Raw genomic sequence first — 16,488 nt, 5'->3', positions numbered from 1 at the left:
GGATTAATGCTAAATTACTCTATCAATCAACCGCTAAATTCTCTATTTGATATTGCTAAGAATATCCAGATTGAGTCCAATTTTTGTATTTACCATCCCAATTATCAACCCTTTGCTCTACCAACTAAAATAGCTGACAGATTTCAGCACAATTCTGTAGATTTACAACAGAAATATCTCACTCTCCTGCTGCGAAACTTTCTTTATGGAATTTATTACAATGGCTCCCTGCAAAGTACTTTGGCAATCAATACTGATAGTAATAATCACCCGCCAAAGCATAATTTAGCAGATAATTCCATTTTGGAAATTGATTGGGACTTTTACGAACATCTGCACGCCAGTAATCACGGTATCGGTTACTTTGACCCTCGATGGCAGGTATTGCGGAAAGAACCTGATGGTACTATGGCAGTGACTAAAGGCGGTTTAACACTTTATGTTGAGCCAGACTGCCATCTAGAATCCAGTAAAAAATCTACCAAAGTGGGTGACATGGTAGCAATCTGGATGCCCAAAAATCGACTACAAAATGGCTCTTACTTGGCAGTTAGTAATGTCGGACAGCAACGCCAGAGCAACCCCGATGCTGATTTAGGAGCAGGGCGAATTTACTTTAACTTTACGCCATCTGGTGCGATCGCCCTCATGGAAAGCCTGACACTGCAATTGAATGCAGCCTCGATTCCTTTTAACTTTCAGGTTCTTCATAATCCCTGTGCATACGGACGCTATGATTCGGGGCTACTCTACTTTGAACTCCCCGACTATCCAGCAATTCGCACAATCCTTCAGGCTATTTATCCAGAAAATCAATCCCATTTCCAGCCCGAAATTCCCTTGTTTACAAAATTTTTAGCACCAGGGTTAGGTTTAGCCGAAGAACCAACCCAAAAATTTGCAGCACAGGAAAGTTTTGGGATGAACCGTTGCCAAATTGTCGCTAATGCTTTATTTGAAGCTTGGCAAAAAGGTAAGAATGCGATGGAGGAGCGGATGAGGATGATTGACCAACACTTTACGCAACATCTAATAGATTTACAGCATCCTTATCTCAATCCCAGTTCTGAGGATATATATCATCCGCTAGATTGATTGATAGGGGCTGGGTATTACAGCAGTTTTCATGTAAATAGCTGTAAGTACGTCGGCGTAAATAATTAAAGGTTTAGAGACAAGCAAGACAAGGGGAGGGGGAAGGGAGCAGGGGAGAAAATTCTCACCTCTGTACCCTGCTCCCCTGCTTCTTACCATGCCCAATCCCCAATCCCCCATTCAAAATTCCACAATTACTGGCGTATGGTCGCTGGGTTGGGTTAATTTTCTGGGTGCAACATCGATAATGCAACTTTTAGCACGCTCATACAGCATAGGTGTGAGATAGTGATGGTCAATCCGCCAACCTAAGTTCTGACGGAAGGCAGCGGCGCGATAATCCCACCAGCTATAATTTCCACCTTCTGTGGTGAATTTGCGAAAGGCATCGGCAAATCCCAGTTCCAGAATATCCCGTAAGGCTTGGCGCTCTGTTTCTGTTGCCATAATGTGATTTTCTGTACTCACTTGCTCGTGAATATCCTTATCTTCCAATGCGATGTTGAAGTCACCGCACACACAAATCGCAGGTTGTGACAGCACCAACAATCGCAAATACTCGCGTAGCGCAATCAACCAGCGCAGTTTGTATTCATATTTTTCAGTTCCGACTGCTGCGCCATTGGGAACATATAAGTTAACAATCTGAACACCATCAATTACACCTGTAATTACCCGCTTTTGCTCATCCCATTCAGGGTGTAAATCGGTCAAAATCGCCCTAAACCCGCTACTTACGTCTAGAAGTGGCTGGTGGCTAATCAAGGCTACGCCGTTATAGGATTTTTGTCCTGATATATAAAGGTTATAGCCCAACTGCTCAAAAGGCGATCGCGGAAACTCGGCATCTACAACTTTGGTTTCTTGCAAGCAGAGAACATCAACCGGATTGTTAGTTAACCAATCGATAACCTGTTCGAGGCGAGTGCGAATTGAGTTGACGTTCCAAGTAGCGATTTTCATTAGTTAGTTATCAAAATTTTTGTAAATTACTAATTACACATTATGTAATTTTTGTACAATTACTTAATATTTATAATTTCTGTTCCATTCCCCAATTACGTTTAAACGAAGCTTTAATAATTTGATCCCATTCAAGATTTTAGTATTATCAGCTACAAAATATTCAATTTTGTCAGTTATGCTACCAAATATTCTACCTCATTATGATACCCAAGACAGATGCAACAAGTAATTGATTTGCTATAGTCTAGAACTATAGATTTTAGTTGACTTTTGCCGATTGTTCTTAGATTTGTCGGTAGAGAATTTGCGGTATGGTTAGCCGTTATTGCGCTTTTGGTAGCCTATTAGATTAATTTAAATGTCAAAAGAGTAAGTACAAATTCTCTTTCCTCATACAATAATCATGTAACTCATTATTGGATGAGGACAATTTCATAGACTGAACCAAAAAAACTTATGAAAATCGCTCAAGTTGCCCCCTTATGGGAAAGAGTTCCACCTCCAAATTATGGAGGAATCGAACTGGTAGTGAGTCGCTTGACTGATGAACTTGTTCGTCGTGGTCATGAGGTAACTTTATTTGCCTCTGGCGATTCTCAAACTTTGGCTCATTTACAAGCAGTTTATCCGCAGGCATTGCGCTTAGACCCAAGTGTCAAAGAGTATGCAGTGTACGAAATGTTAGAACTGAGCCAAGTTTACCAAAGTGCTGCCCAATTCGATATTATCCATTCTCATGTAGGGATTTCGGCACTACCTTTAGCGAGTTTGATAACAGCAACTTCTACAGTGCACACCCTGCACGGTAATTTTACAAACGACAACCGTCACGCATTTAGCTACCACCAAAAGCAACCATACGTCAGCATTAGTAACTCGCAGCGTCAAATCGATCTCAATTATATTGGCACGGTTTATAACGGAATTGAGCTAGCAGATTACCCATTCGTAGCCCAACCGTCAGAACCTCCATATTTAGCATTTTTGGGTCGTTTTTCGCCAGAGAAAGGGCCACAACATGCGATCGCCATTGCTAAACAGAGTGGTTGGCGCTTGAAGATGGCAGGAAAGGTTGATCTAGTAGACTCTAAGTTTTTTGAACAAGAGATTGTCCCCCATATAGATGGTCAGCAAATCGAATATCTAGGCGAAATTAACCACGCCGAAAAGGCTGAACTTCTGGGCAATGCAGCCATAACTCTTTTCCCGATTAACTGGCAAGAACCTTTTGGGTTAGTAATGATTGAATCAATGGCAGCTGGTACACCAGTGATTGCCATGAATTTCGGCTCCGTACCTGAGGTGATTGCTCACGGGAAAACAGGTTTTGTCTGCAAAAGCTATGCAGAAATAGTGGCGATGATTCCATTAGCTTTGGAACTCAATCGTCAAACCTGTCGAGAATATGTAGAAAACAACTTTACTGTTAGCCAAATGGTTAACGGATATGAAGCTGTTTACAGACAAATTATTAAAGACCGCATAGAATCGAATGGCCGCATTCATGCAGCTAACATTCAGTTTTAATCAATTGCTTTTTTATCCAGTTTAAACAATAACTTTTTTTAAGGAGAACATTAGTATGAGTACGAGAGCCAACACCTGCCCATGCTGCGGTGGTTCCCTGCTGCGTCATGCCCGTCATGGTGAACTATATTGGTTTTGTCTGTCGTGCCGACAAGAAGTACCGCTATTAAGTGTTACTCGCTTGCCGAATGTGGAAACCCGGAACACCGGAGTGGTTCCTCAGCCAGTGGTGAATTCCTAGTTTGACGGCATTTTAGATTAATAAAAGCCTACTAGAAATCAAGACTGATTTGTTTAAACCGATCAACTAGCTTCAACTGGTAAAATCAGGTGGAGCTAGTTGATAGGTTTAAAGCTTTGTTAGCAGCGTTACTTTATGGTCAAGAAGATTTTCGCTTAGAGGAAGTTGCTGACCCCACTCCGGCGACTGGCGAAGTTGTGATTCAAGTGGGGGCGGCAACAACTTGTGGTACAGATTTGAAAGTCTGGCGGCGTGGTGGTCATGCCAAAATGCTGATACCGCCGACGCTGTTTGGTCACGAAGCTGCTGGGCGAATTGTTGCCTTGGGAGCAGGTGTCACTGGTTGGCAAGTAAGCGATCGCATCGTCGCTAATAATTCTGCCCCATGCTGCCGTTGCTTTTTTTGTCAACGCCAAGAGTATTCATTATGTCCGAATCTGACCTGGAATAATGGGACTTTTGCCGAATACATGAAAATTCCCGCAGCTATAGTACAGCATAATTTGTTACAGATTTCTGATGAGTTGCCGTGGGAATTGGCAGCAATGACAGAACCTCTAGCTTGTGTGTTGCATGGTGTAGCCCGTTCTAACATCAAAGCCAAAGATCAAGTAGTCGTCTTAGGAGATGGGGCGATCGGGCTGATGTTTGTGGCGGCGTTGAGTGGTCAAGCTGAGGTGTTGCTGTGGGGAGGTAATAACCACAGGCTAGAAATTGGTCAGAAATTGGGTGCAACCCAGACCTTTAATTATCGTCAAATCCCGGATATTCCCAGTGTGGTGAAAGAACTTACCCAAGGATGGGGCGCAGATGTGGTGATTGAAGCAACGGGTGTACCAAGTGTTTGGGAAACTGCGATCGCCTGCGCCCGTCCTGGTGCAACAGTCAACTTATTCGGTGGATGTCCACGGGATACCAGCATTACCGTCAATACAGAACAGCTACACTACAGCGAACTGACCATCAAAGGCGTGTTTCATAATACACCAAAGTATGTGCGGGAGGCGCTTGCACTGATCGCTAGTCGCAAAATTCCCTTTGAGTTACTTATTAGTGAACAGCGGCCATTAAAAGATTTAGAACAGGTGTTTTGTGAGATGAAGGCGCGTCAGGTTATTAAGGTAGCGATGATCCCTTAGCTTTTTGTGGGGTACAGCAAATCCTATAAGTCTAGCCAAACAATGTAGAAAATCTGGATACCAGAGGATCTATAATTTCCCGTCTGCTAATACTTGGGATGAAAACATTGCCCACAACGACTCATCGGAAGGGACAAAATAAGCTGAAAGGGCAGTTTGATAAATCTGGTAAGCAACAAAATTGAAACGGCTAGTCTACCAATTATGAAAAGCACAAACTTCATTTTACGAGAGGGAAGAATTGGAGACGCCCATGACTGCGGTTCAATCTGTTACCAAGCCTTTAAGATACTCAATGACCAACATAATTATACTATAGACTGGGGTTCAGTCGAAGCTACAATTGAGTGGTTTTCCTCTCTACTTAAGCGTCAAAATATTTACTCGGTTGTAGCTGAACTAGATGGACATATTGTAGGCAGCAATTTCCTCTGGAGTAATGGAGCAATTGCCGGAATTGGGCCACTCTCAGTTAGCCCGATGACACAAGGACGTTCAATCGGTAAACATCTCATGCAATACGTTTTAGATTACGCACGGCAGCAAGAGTTTGCAGGTGTCAGATTAGTGCAAGCTGCCTATAATAGTAGTTCATTATCCTTATATACCAAGCTCGGATTTCATGTGCGAGAACCGCTTGCAGTCCTAAAAGGTACGACGCTTCAACTTGAAGTTTTAGGGTATGTGGTTCGTACAGCAACCTTAGCAGATATTGATATCTGCAACAAACTCTGTTTTCAAGTTCATGGTCATGTTCGTCACCTAGAATTACTTGATGCGATTGAGCAACAAACGCTTACAGTAGTTGAACATAACGGTAACATTACAGGATACACAACTGTACTTGGCTTTGATGGACACGCAGTTGCACACAGTAATCAAGACCTCAAGGCCCTACTGAGCGCTGCAACAGCAATTTCCGAATCAGGATTTCTGTTGCCAACCCGCAATACTGAGTTATTGCGCTGGTGCTTAGAGAAAGGATTGCACGTAGTTCGACCAATGACATTGATGAGTATGGGACTGTACAACGAGCCAGCAGGCGCATTTCTGCCTTCAATAATCTATTAAATTGGTATTACGCAAAAAACCTCTCAAACTCTCATTCCTCCGTGTACTCTGTGTCTCTGTGGTTCATTCTTCCATGACCCGTGCGTAAAGTCCTGAAATTGCCTATTATGGGATTTTTGGAGTATTTCACGCCGGAAATCAATCAGCAACAGAATGCACCTAGCTATTATGGCGAAATTGTACTGATATTCCCATACATGCTTGGGTAGGTAATCGTAAACGCAGGGGAGGCAGGGGGAGATGAGAAAGATGAGGAAGATGAGGGGCGGGGGAGAAATTGTAGTAAGTCTTTCTCCTCTGCCTCTTCTGCCCCATGCCCGACATTTACAATCGATTTGTATCTTTTGTAACTAACTTCCAGCCTTCAGCTTGGTCAATTAGCTTCATCGACTCTAATTCGAGATTGTTGAAAGCAGATGCATGAAGCAGGAAATAGGGTTGGCCGTTGTAGTGCCAATAATATTCCAGTTCGCCAACAGAAGCGGGAATGATGGTGCGATCGCTATAATAATCCAACGAGGGACGATGGTAGGGAAAAGATGTGTAAATCTTCCTCGTAGCTGGATTTGCCCGCACGATCATGGCGGCGACTGGTTTAACTGGATAGGCTTCAGATAGTTCCCAAACCCAGTAGTTAGATTTCATTAACAGCAGCAGGGAAATATAACTTCCCCAAAACAAAATCTTCAGAAATTGCCCGTCGCCTCGTTCTGCCAAAATAGCCGCTAAAGTCATAGTTAAAGCTACTGCGGCAAAAATCAGTTGTAAGTCTGTTTTCGGGGTTGTACCCCAACTGAAATAAATGCTACCAGCAGAAGCGACTACAGCAAGGATCGCCAAACCAGCAACCCAAGCACGGGGATACGATGAGAGTAAAGGCGAATTTTCTGTCTCTGATAACTGGATACCGAAAGCTAAGGCTAAACTAGGGTAAATCGGGAATAGATACCAGGGAACTTTGGTAATCATGAAAGAAATTACCAGTAGATAAACACCACTCCACGCCATTACTAGTTTTGCCCAACTAAGGTTACGATTTTCCCAGGTTAAGCGGACAGTTTGCGGTAAGAATAATAACCACGGCCATGTGTACTTGAGAAGTTCAATAACATAGTACCAAGGTGGTTCAGAATCCCCCTCTACAACAGAGCTAATTCGGTCTAGTGATGGGTTTGCAAGGCCAATTTGAGCAAAAGTGTAACCATAGTGAATTAGTTGGGCACTATACCAACCAGCTACAGGCAGAATACCAATTAAGATTGCTATCCACAGATAGTAACAGGTGAGCAGTCGTGGCGTATCCCAAAACAGAAATACGATCGCGATCGCACCTAGCAATATGCCTAGCAGTCCTTGAGTCAGGCAAATCAACCCGAAACTAATACCAACACCAAGGCAATAACGTAAATCCCGGCGCGATCGCAACACGCACAACATCATCACCATCAAAAAACTTACCATCGCCCCATCCAACATTGCCAGCCGCCCATGACGCACCACAGGTAACATTGTTAGATAAATCAAGGCGCTATAAATTGCTGCCCAACGTTGGCGAAATATCTCTCGAGCAATGCAATACAGTAAAGGTACAGATGTCGCTGTTAAAATTGCTCCAGGTAGGCGCGTTGTCAACTCATTTTCGCCTCCTAGAGAATAAGCCCAAGCTATTAGCAAATGCATCAAAGGCGGCTTGTTATAGTATGGTTCGCCTCCTAGCGTTGGGTAAAGCCAACGCATTGAACCTGCTGGAGCGTGCCAAATTTCACGAGCAACCTGTGCCACAGTCCCTTCATCCCAATCTCGCAGCGGTAATCCTCCTAGATTGATGCTAAACAGTAACACTGCTGCCAACAGCAATACTATTAGCCATACCCAATCAATCCATTTACCAACCGTGCGATGCTGTTTTTCTAGATGACTCCAAATAAAGCTTCCTTCTTGCATATTCTATGTTAATCATTTTACTTGCTGGTTTGATTACATAGAGACCAAAGCAAATCTCCAATGTTGCACCCAGTAACAACGTATGTTATTAACAATTGCTAGTTTCCAAGATTAACTCAACTTTCTCTAATTAGCGCTATTTTTTGAAAAATTTATCTTGGTTATTTAAAGAACATTTCATCTGATAAATGATAAAAATAATACAGCCAATAAATTATTTATTACCTCTTAAGTAGTCCGTAAATTAACTTGTATTTCCTTCTTAATGTGACGCTTAGTTTAATTTTTATCTACTTAGTTTTTCTCTGGCTAAATTTAGAAAAATATGAAATAATTGCTACAGGGTTTCAATAGCGTGCTGAACAATTAAAGGAATTAGTTGTAATCTTCTTAGATAGTAATTAATAACATATTTAAATCTTCCGCTTCGTTACTATCTCGCCTGGGAATAAATTCTGAGGCTAATAGCTTGCATTCCTCTCAAGAGGACTAAATACAAGATTTTCAGCTTTCAAAAACAATTTATGATTCTTATAGAGATGATTATTAATTAAAATTATTCCAAATTAGCAAGTTTTAGTATTTTAAATTTCATTAAGCGATGATTTCATTGAAATATGTGTGCTATACAATTTGCTAGTAGCATTTTTTCCAAAAAAAAGCCACTAAAAAATTATTGGAGCCGATCAATGAATTTACCTGTCGTTGTGGATGTTACTCTTGGCTTAGTTTTTATCTATTTGATTTTGAGCCTGCTAGCTTCTGAAATTCAGGAGTTGATTGCCACATTATTACAATGGAGAGCTAAACATTTAAAAAATTCAATTGAATTACTTTTAGCAGGTGGTAGCGAAAGTGAAGATTCAGATATTATAAAAGCAAAGAACTTGGTACAGCAACTTTATAGCGATCCTTTGATTAATACATTGAATCAAGAAGCCAAAAATAAAGTAGAAAAGCAGTTACGGGAAGGTAGGAAAAATATTGGCAAAAAGAAAGCACTAGGAGAAAAACAAAGTGGTCCTTCCTATCTTCCTTCGGAAACATTTGCAATTAGCTTATTAGATGCCTTAAAAATTCCCCAGTTAATTAATTATGTGAAACATCCTAGTGACGAATCTCAAACTAACTTGCACATGATATTAGCATCTTACAAAGAACTTAAAATAGGAATTAATGATCCCAGTAGTGAAAGTTACAAAAAAATTAAACAAGTTTATGGAGATTTTGACCAAAATTTTATAGATTTTGTTAATAATGATTTACCTGATTACGTACCTAATAATTTAATTACGAGTCTTAGTGTGATTGCTAAACGTAGCAGGATCAAGATTAACGACCTCACAGAAGAAGCGAATCAGTTTAAAAATGAAGTCGAAACATGGTTTGATCGCTCTATGGATCGAGCCAGTGGTGTTTATAAGCGCAATGCTAAAGGAACTGCAATTTTAATTGGAATATCAGTTGCGATCTTAACCAATACTGATACGTTTCACCTTGTAAAAAGACTGTCGCGGGATTCGGTTATCCGCTCTACCATTACTCAAAGTGCAAGTGAACAAACCAATTATATCACAGACCCAGAAGCCAGAAAGGAAATCGAGAGACTATTAGGAAATGCTTCTGTACCCATTGGATGGCAAAATATCAATCAACAGTTTGAGTCATTAGATAATAAAGACTCAAAGAATGGTAACTTTTCATTAATCACAATTTGGGAGGGTATTAAATTAATTTGTGGTTGGATACTGAGTGGTTTAGCTATTGCTATGGGTGCACCTTTTTGGTTTGATATCCTCAATAAAATTATCAATGTGCGAAATGCAGGGCCAAAACCTACTGCGTATACTAAGGATCAACCGTCTCAGAAATAGTCATTCGATTTACGATGTTTGGATTTTGGATAATGGAATTGACCCCATGCATTAATACAGGGGCTTGGATAATGAAATTTTTTAATTTCACTCGCGTCTGAAGTCGGGGGCTTGAAACCTTTTTTTAGATTCTAGACTTCGGCTTACCTCGACTTCTCTACGAGACGCTACGCGAACGCTCGGTACAAGTCGCTCAGTCGAACGATTTTAATTTAATCCAAACATCGTAAATCTAAAATTGTCTCGGTCAACTTAAGCTAGGGCAATGGAATGAGACTGTTGGTAAATTGACAAAAGGTTTAACTTCCCATCCCTAAAACTTTAGTTTTGCGTTGCTTTCCCGCCCTGCAATAAATTGATTGCTCATAGCTAAAATGCGTTGAAACGCATTAAAATTTTAGAAATTTCAGATGGATTGGGGCTGATGGGTTAGACCCCCGATCAATTCGCCAACAGTCTGATGAAATTCGTGGCTACACAAACTTTCGTCCGCCTTTGCAGACTAAGAGAAAATCATGCGTGTCTAGGTTGGGTTGAGGAACAAAACCTAACCTACGAAATATATTTTTTGTGGCTACTAACCCAAGTGTATTGGTTTCTAACCGCCCCTTTAACTTAAAAAATAAAAATAACTTGTAGTTTTAATTCTTTACTTTGAAGAGTAATCTCAATTTGCTTGATGAATTCTCGAAAGTAAAATCGTCGCTCTGTTTCCGACAAATCTAACCAAAATTGTGGAATAGAAACAGCTTGGGCAACAGAACGCAAGTTAACTGGGGGAAGAGTCGCCAACTTTGCTTCGAGTGCAGAAATTTCTGTGCGGAGTTTGTAAGCCCTTAATTTTGCTGTTTCAACATCTAAAATTCCAGTTTCAATTAAAGCGGGTAACTGAGCAAGTATTTCTTGCTGACGAGCGATCGCTTGCCCTAAACTATTCTTCATTACATCCAATTGAGGAAAATTCATCCCCGCTACAGCTAAAGGTAAGTCACGGCAAACCGTTTCAATTGTATGTTCTAAAACCTCTTGGTAAAGAATAGCCTTACACTTGGGGCGTTGAGGACAGCTAGTAGAACGTAAATAAAGATACTCCTTATCTTGATTGCGTTGGGTGACACGAGTAACTGTCATGTGTGACTGACACTCAGCACAGACAACCAACCCAGCTAAAGAACGCGGCGCACTAGCAGTTCGAGATGGTAAACGGCTGTTACGGCGTAAAAGTCGGTCAACTTGGGCTGCTTCTTCCTTAGAAATTATCGGAATATGGGTATTAGAGATAATTTCAGCATTTTGGTAAGCTGTATTGCCGCGATAAACTGGATTAGTCAGCCAGCGTCTTCCTGTGGTGACAGAGATTTTTTTGGCGTATTTTTTCGCCAAGTAACGAACTGAACCCCGCAAGGAACCATAGAGTAAAAAGTGTTCAAAAAAATCTTTGACTACTGGTGAAGTACTGCGATCAATGGTATATTTTCCCTTACCTCTGCGATAACCGTAGGGAACTTTGCCGGGTGGCGGTGCAACATCGAGACGATTACGGGCGTGTCCTTCACGGATGCGACGACTACGTTGTTGACGTTGGATTGCGTGTAGCAAATTCAGTAAGTTAGCGCCCAGAGGGTAATTTTCGGAAGTGTAGGGCTGTTCAGTGGCGATGATCGCTACTCCCATTGCTTCGAGTTGATTCAAGTGATCGCTAATTTCCTCTACAGTATCCCCTAATTCTTCCAACCGACGAATCAAGAGATAATCTGCTGCTTCAGTTTGGCAATCGGTAAATAATTGTTGTAATTGCGTTCGTGTAGCGTGTCCAAAGGACTCTGCCTTACCCAAATCTTCATAAACCCGATCCACCTCCCATCCCCAATCGGCTTGATCGGGAGCAGATTCTAATAGCGGATTAGTATAAGAGTAGGCAATGATTTTCATTTGTCATTTATCATTGGGCATTATTATTCTTCTCCTGCTCCCCTGCTTCTCTCACTGCTGACTCAACTCAATAATATTTCCATCAGGGTCTTGAGTGAATAGGGCAACGCGACCGGAAGCGCTGGCTTGAATGGGATAATTATGATTGAGGAATTGCTGTTTGGCGGCGTCTAAGTCAGTTACTGAGAAGGCGACGTGGGGATTACGTCCCCATTTTTCGTTTGGGTTTTCGGTGGGGACAGTGCTTGCGACTATCAGGTGAATTTGATAGTCGCCGACTTTATACCATGCACCAGCGTATTTCAGGGAACGATCTATTTTAGATAATCCCAATACTTTGCCATAAAAGTGTTCGGAGCGTTCTAAGTCAGTGACAAGAATTGCTGTATGGAGACTTTGGATAATCTGCATTGTCGGTAAGTGCGATCGCGTTTATCTAAATTTTGACGTAGTTTCAACCCTTGCGGGGAGTGGGGAAGCATACTTCGACTGCGCTCAGTAACCAGGGAAGCAGGGGAAAATAATAATAACCCATGCCCAATATCCAATAACAAACTAAAAAATGAGGATAAATGATGGATGCTCAATTAAGTCATACGGAAATGAATGCTGCACGGAAGATTTTACAAGATTACGACCCTGCACAACACGCTTTGAATCATTTGGAAAAACATAATGGCAAAGTTGAAACCACTTTTGAGGATTTGTGGAATGAGAAAAATGGACAACCGTTCATGCAGCAAAATAAATCACTTTGGCAAGTAACACTAAAGGTATTCCGTGAGGAACTCTGTGGCGATGATGGATTTCGCGGTCAACTTAAAGATTACACGAAGAATCCAGGGAGTTCGCCCTTGCTGACAGAGTATATTCAAGCAGCTTTGCACAGAGCAAACTATGAAATTTTAGAAGATGGTACTTTTTATGCAGAAGTACCTGAATTCCAAGGGTTATATGCGAATGCGTCTACACTGGAAGATTGCAGAGAAGAGTTAAAACAGTCTTTAGAAGAGTGGATTGTTTTAGGACTACAGTTAAGGCATAATTTACCGGAATTAGACGGAATCTCTCTGCTTATTTCCGTCTAGGTGTACTGCTAATCTCTCTAACGCCTCCCGTGCGATCGCCCCCCAATATTCATCCTTATACTCAACATATATCTCCAACGCTGTCTGCAAATTAACCCTCGCCTCTGCGTAGTTTTCTTCTGCTTCTGCAAGCGTTCCTAAACAGTGGTAGGTGCTAGCTGAAGAATAGCGATCGCCAAATTCGATATCAATAGCCAAAGCTTGTTGGTAATTGCGCCGCGCTTCCTCAAATTCCCGCAAATCTTCGGCAACCATTCCCAACTGGTGGTAAGTGCTGGCTGAAGAATAGCGATCGCCAAATTCGATTTTGATAGCCAAAGCTTGTTGGTAATTGCGCCGCGCCTCCTCAAATTCCCGCAATTCTTGGGCAACAGATCCCAAATTGTGGTGGGTGGTAGCTTGGTTATAACGAGCGCCAAATTCGATTTTGATAGTCAAAGCTTGTTGGTAGTTGCGCCGCGCCTCGTCAAATTCCCGCAAATTTTGGGCAACCATTCCCAAATGGTGGTAAGTACTAGCTTGAGAATAGCGATCGCCAAATTCGATTTTGATAGCCAAAGCTTGTTGGTAATTGCGCCGCGCCTCCTCAAATTCCCGCAATTCTTGAGCAACATATCCCAAGTGGTGGTAGGTGCTAGCAGAAGAATAGCGATCGCCTATTTGTTGTTCAATTTCTAAACGCTGTTGATAGAAAGTTGTCGCCTGTGTAAATTGTCTCAAGTCTCGATAAGCATTCCCCAGTTTAAGCAAAGCAGAAATTTCGCCGCGAGGATTCTGAAGTTGCTGTGAAATACTTAAAGATTTTTGATAATAAGCGATCGCTGTATCAAATTGTCTTTGCTGAGAATAAGAATCTCCTAATGTGTTGAGGACTTCAGCATGGAAGGTAGAATCTGAAAAATCATTAGCTATTTTTTCGGCTTCTTCTAAATATTCTCTAGCTTTGATAGGTTCATTCTTACTTAGATACGCGACTCCTAGCTGATGCAAAATATTACTACATCTGCGGATATTGTCTCCTGTCGCCTGATGTCCAGTAGGTTTATATTCCATTAGCAGGCGGTGTAATAAATCGATCCGCTCTTGCTTTTCTGGAGGTTCTAATCTGTTTATGATCCTCTCAGGATTTTGAGCCTCATTAATCGCATGATCTTTAGTAATTTGAGGAGTTTGAAACCGAAACATTCCCGATTGCCAAGCCCAAAAATCAGGAGCAAATTTGGCTAACCGAGTCAGGGCATAATCTGGCAGAATAAACAGAATCGGATGAGGAACAGTTCTTTTATAAGCATCTCGGACAAAGTTGAGGTCTTGTAAAACTGGCGGATAGTCTCCATAAACGCCAATAGACTTTTCTAAACTTTCTACAATCAAGACTAATTTTTTGTGAGATTCTATTTGAATAGTTGGTAATATTTGGACAATTTCATCCCTGAGAAATCGCAAATTGGCATCAGAAAAACTCAGAGTCACAAACTGAATATCCTGACAATCAGGATTTGTCTTTAGCGCCTCAACTAATATTTCTGCATCTGGGGGAAAATTCATTTCTACAAAACCAATGGTAAACTTTTCTGCAAAGTCTATAAAGGTGAGTAATTCAGCAAATATCTCTTGATTAAGCGCGATAAACGGCCCTATTTCTGAGCTAAGGTTGCGCTGCAAGTGCGGATTCGAGGGCTTTCTGAAAGAATTCATTTTGCTTCACCACTTGATTCGGGTAATTCCACCGTTTATCGCCGTTGTATTCTAAAACTGAAGTGTTAAACAGCATTAACTGACCGATATCATCTTTACTGACATTTTTGGTTATACACACTTGGGCTAAAAACGCATAATGTTCTTCAGGAATAAACCTTTCAAAATTAAATTGCTGTTGTTTTACAGCATAGATAATATCTTCGGCAATAACTTTGGGATGTTTGCGAGTACTAGCAGTTAGGCAAGCAGTCTGTATCATCTGCATTAATTGGCGCTGTATAAATTATCGTGCAATCTAGTTCTTGTAACTGAGGCGCATAGTCAAAAAATAAATGTTCTGCAACCATCGGTGGTACACGATCCATGTTGTCAAAAATAATTAATAAACCCTTATATTGAGGGAATTTTTTTCGGAGTTTAACGTAGGCATCTCCTAATAAAAGGTTAATATCTGCTTTCAGACGTGATAGGTCTTTTTCTAAAGTTTGGCGAATAGTAGTTTTTTGCTTATCAGAACCTTTAATTTGTGCCAGTAATTTGACCATCAATTTAGCGATGAATGGAGCTTCTGGTTTCAGAGTCGCTTCTCCCTGAATACTCACAGACTTTTCTACGCTTTCTTCAGTTTCTTTGGTAATATCTTTAAACCAAGATTCAAAGTTTTCTATAAGTTGATCATCAAACTTTAAACCTAATTTACGCAACTAAAATTATACTTATTTGATAACAATTAAATATAAATCTGTATAACGAGCATCATTAATATCTGTTTCTTCATTAACTTCTAAATAAATTACGTGATATTGTTCTTCCCATTGCTTCTGAATGCGTTTTAACTCTGTACTTTTGCCACAGCCGCGATGTCCAGTAAACAAAATTGTGCGGAAATCTGCGGGTTCTTGAAAGTCTAAAATTTTACTAACTTCTTCAATTGCTGAAGTTTTGCGGACTGCTGATAAATCAACATAGTACCGCTCTATATCTGCACCCTCTAGCGGTTCAACATTACAAACTTGAAATGCAGCTTTGAGAGTATTAGCACGCTGGTGATTCATTAGGTTTTGACTAACTTTATAAATATGACTTTCTCAATCTTAAATTTTAGGCGATCGCTGTGCAACATTACATCTGATAAAAATTTACTTTTTGAATTCATAAAAACTTGTAATATTTTATACATTAAGCGATAATATCCCCTAAAAAAGGCTTGTTGTTACCCAAATATTTGTAACAGTCAAAGTGTCGTACTAACCGATATCCCGCCCAGAACATAAGTTCTGGGCTGATAGCTAAAGTCCACTCAAGTGGACTAAAATTTTTCTTTTTACAGAAGATAGGCATCTACATGGCTTAAAAACTTGTATTGAGTCCTTTTAAGAAGAATGCAAGCTATTAGCCTCAGAATTCATTCCCAGGCGGGATGGCAAGCAAACCCAAGATTTATTTTAATGTTGGTAATCACAAGCTTTTAAGGGGGGTTGGGAGGATGTTCAAAATATTAAAACGTTAACCAAACTGTATTGGGAGTGGTTTTGTTAAACTAGTGATCGTTTATGAACCGCGTTATTGAATATAAGCTGCTGACAAAATTCAGAATTATATTCAATTGTCAATCCTCCAAAAGAGAGAATACATATTATTTACGCTTACTTAATTCTGATCAACCAAATTAAAAGGTTGCTCATTGTCGTTTTCGCTCAACTACACTGATTTATTTTAAACAAACCTTCTTCTCTACATAAATTTTAACACTTAAAACTGGATGATAATTTCTGCATCATAGATACATCTGAGCAATTACAACGGTTTGCAGAACGGGAGCATCTCACTTTTGCAAATATAGGTGTAATTGGGAGAAAATAGTTACACTCTCCTTCACGCTCGGCAAGCACAACTACTATGAACCCTGA

Annotated in this window: 15 protein-coding genes; 7 read left to right on the top strand and 8 right to left on the bottom strand. The window is 40.7% G+C overall.

Features of this window, described 5'->3' with window-relative positions; all coding sequences use genetic code 11:
• Positions 1-6: 6 nt before the first annotated feature.
• Positions 7-1,095, top strand: coding sequence for a T3SS effector HopA1 family protein (locus V7K49_RS18995; RefSeq protein ID WP_335206862.1), 1,089 nt, complete (start codon positions 7-9; stop codon positions 1,093-1,095).
• Between the two features lie 180 nt (positions 1,096-1,275).
• On the opposite strand, the gene xth is transcribed toward V7K49_RS18995, so the two are convergent.
• Entirely contained in the window at positions 1,276-2,058 is a 783-nt protein-coding gene (gene xth / locus V7K49_RS18990) for an exodeoxyribonuclease III (protein ID WP_335206860.1), read from the bottom strand.
• A 459-nt stretch (positions 2,059-2,517) separates the two neighbouring features.
• On the opposite strand from xth, the gene V7K49_RS18985 reads away from it, so the two are divergent.
• The 4 genes from V7K49_RS18985 to V7K49_RS18970 all read left to right on the top strand — a co-directional run bounded on the left by V7K49_RS18985 (position 2,518) and on the right by V7K49_RS18970 (position 6,039).
• Positions 2,518-3,588 carry a glycosyltransferase family 4 protein gene (locus V7K49_RS18985; RefSeq protein WP_335068167.1) on the top strand — a complete coding sequence of 357 codons (1,071 nt, stop codon included), beginning with the start codon at positions 2,518-2,520 and terminating at the stop codon, positions 3,586-3,588.
• Between the two features lie 55 nt (positions 3,589-3,643).
• Positions 3,644-3,829 carry a hypothetical protein gene (locus tag V7K49_RS18980; protein WP_334869441.1) on the top strand — a complete coding sequence of 62 codons (186 nt, stop codon included), beginning with the start codon at positions 3,644-3,646 and terminating at the stop codon, positions 3,827-3,829.
• Between the two features lie 116 nt (positions 3,830-3,945).
• On the top strand, positions 3,946-4,968 hold the full coding sequence (locus tag V7K49_RS18975; protein ID WP_335206901.1) for a zinc-dependent alcohol dehydrogenase: 1,023 nt from the start codon (positions 3,946-3,948) through the stop codon (positions 4,966-4,968).
• A gap of 204 nt (positions 4,969-5,172) precedes the next feature.
• Positions 5,173-6,039: a GNAT family N-acetyltransferase gene (locus tag V7K49_RS18970; protein ID WP_335206859.1), complete on the top strand. Its 867-nt coding sequence runs from the start codon at positions 5,173-5,175 to the stop codon at positions 6,037-6,039.
• Between the two features lie 324 nt (positions 6,040-6,363).
• Here V7K49_RS18970 and V7K49_RS18965 read toward each other — a convergent pair whose 3' ends face one another.
• Positions 6,364-7,983, bottom strand: a complete 1,620-nt coding sequence (locus V7K49_RS18965; protein ID WP_334869446.1) for an ArnT family glycosyltransferase — start codon at positions 7,981-7,983, stop codon at positions 6,364-6,366.
• Positions 7,984-8,672: 689 nt separating this feature from the next.
• Here V7K49_RS18965 and V7K49_RS18960 point away from each other — a divergent pair.
• Complete coding sequence (locus V7K49_RS18960) at positions 8,673-9,857, top strand: hypothetical protein (RefSeq protein WP_335206858.1); 1,185 nt, start codon at positions 8,673-8,675, stop codon at positions 9,855-9,857.
• Positions 9,858-10,472: 615 nt separating this feature from the next.
• On the opposite strand, the gene V7K49_RS18955 is transcribed toward V7K49_RS18960, so the two are convergent.
• Both V7K49_RS18955 and V7K49_RS18950 read right to left on the bottom strand, forming a co-directional pair.
• Positions 10,473-11,789 (bottom strand): recombinase family protein, encoded by a 1,317-nt coding sequence (locus V7K49_RS18955; protein ID WP_335206857.1) that lies wholly within the window; start codon positions 11,787-11,789, stop codon positions 10,473-10,475.
• 51 nt (positions 11,790-11,840) lie between these two features.
• Entirely contained in the window at positions 11,841-12,200 is a 360-nt protein-coding gene (locus V7K49_RS18950; RefSeq protein WP_334869453.1) for a VOC family protein, read from the bottom strand.
• 164 nt (positions 12,201-12,364) lie between these two features.
• Here V7K49_RS18950 and V7K49_RS18945 point away from each other — a divergent pair, with 164 nt between their 5' ends.
• Complete coding sequence (locus tag V7K49_RS18945) at positions 12,365-12,877, top strand: type II toxin-antitoxin system HicB family antitoxin (protein WP_335206899.1); 513 nt, start codon at positions 12,365-12,367, stop codon at positions 12,875-12,877.
• Here the strand turns inward: V7K49_RS18945 and V7K49_RS18940 are convergent.
• From V7K49_RS18940 to V7K49_RS18925, 4 genes are read right to left on the bottom strand one after another with little or no spacing between them, the layout of a single operon-like run.
• On the bottom strand, positions 12,845-14,575 hold the full coding sequence (locus tag V7K49_RS18940) for a tetratricopeptide repeat protein (RefSeq protein WP_335206856.1): 1,731 nt from the start codon (positions 14,573-14,575) through the stop codon (positions 12,845-12,847). The two genes, V7K49_RS18945 and V7K49_RS18940, sit on opposite strands and share 33 nt — an antisense overlap.
• Positions 14,526-14,837, bottom strand: a complete 312-nt coding sequence (locus V7K49_RS18935; protein ID WP_335206855.1) for a hypothetical protein — start codon at positions 14,835-14,837, stop codon at positions 14,526-14,528. The genes V7K49_RS18940 and V7K49_RS18935 overlap by 50 nt, the downstream gene beginning before the upstream one ends.
• Positions 14,809-15,282, bottom strand: coding sequence for a hypothetical protein (locus tag V7K49_RS18930; RefSeq protein ID WP_335206854.1), 474 nt, complete (start codon positions 15,280-15,282; stop codon positions 14,809-14,811). The genes V7K49_RS18935 and V7K49_RS18930 overlap by 29 nt, the downstream gene beginning before the upstream one ends.
• Positions 15,283-15,294: 12 nt before the next feature.
• The gene (locus tag V7K49_RS18925) at positions 15,295-15,633 is read right to left on the bottom strand and encodes a hypothetical protein (RefSeq protein WP_335206852.1); all 339 of its coding nucleotides are present in this window, start codon (positions 15,631-15,633) and stop codon (positions 15,295-15,297) included.
• Between the last annotated feature and the right edge of the window lie 855 nt (positions 15,634-16,488).

Source organism: Nostoc sp. (genome assembly GCF_036919675.1).
Classification (GTDB): domain Bacteria; phylum Cyanobacteriota; class Cyanobacteriia; order Cyanobacteriales; family Nostocaceae; genus Nostoc.
Note: the sequence above shows the minus strand (reverse complement) of the source record. Positions and strands in the feature narration are given on the sequence as shown.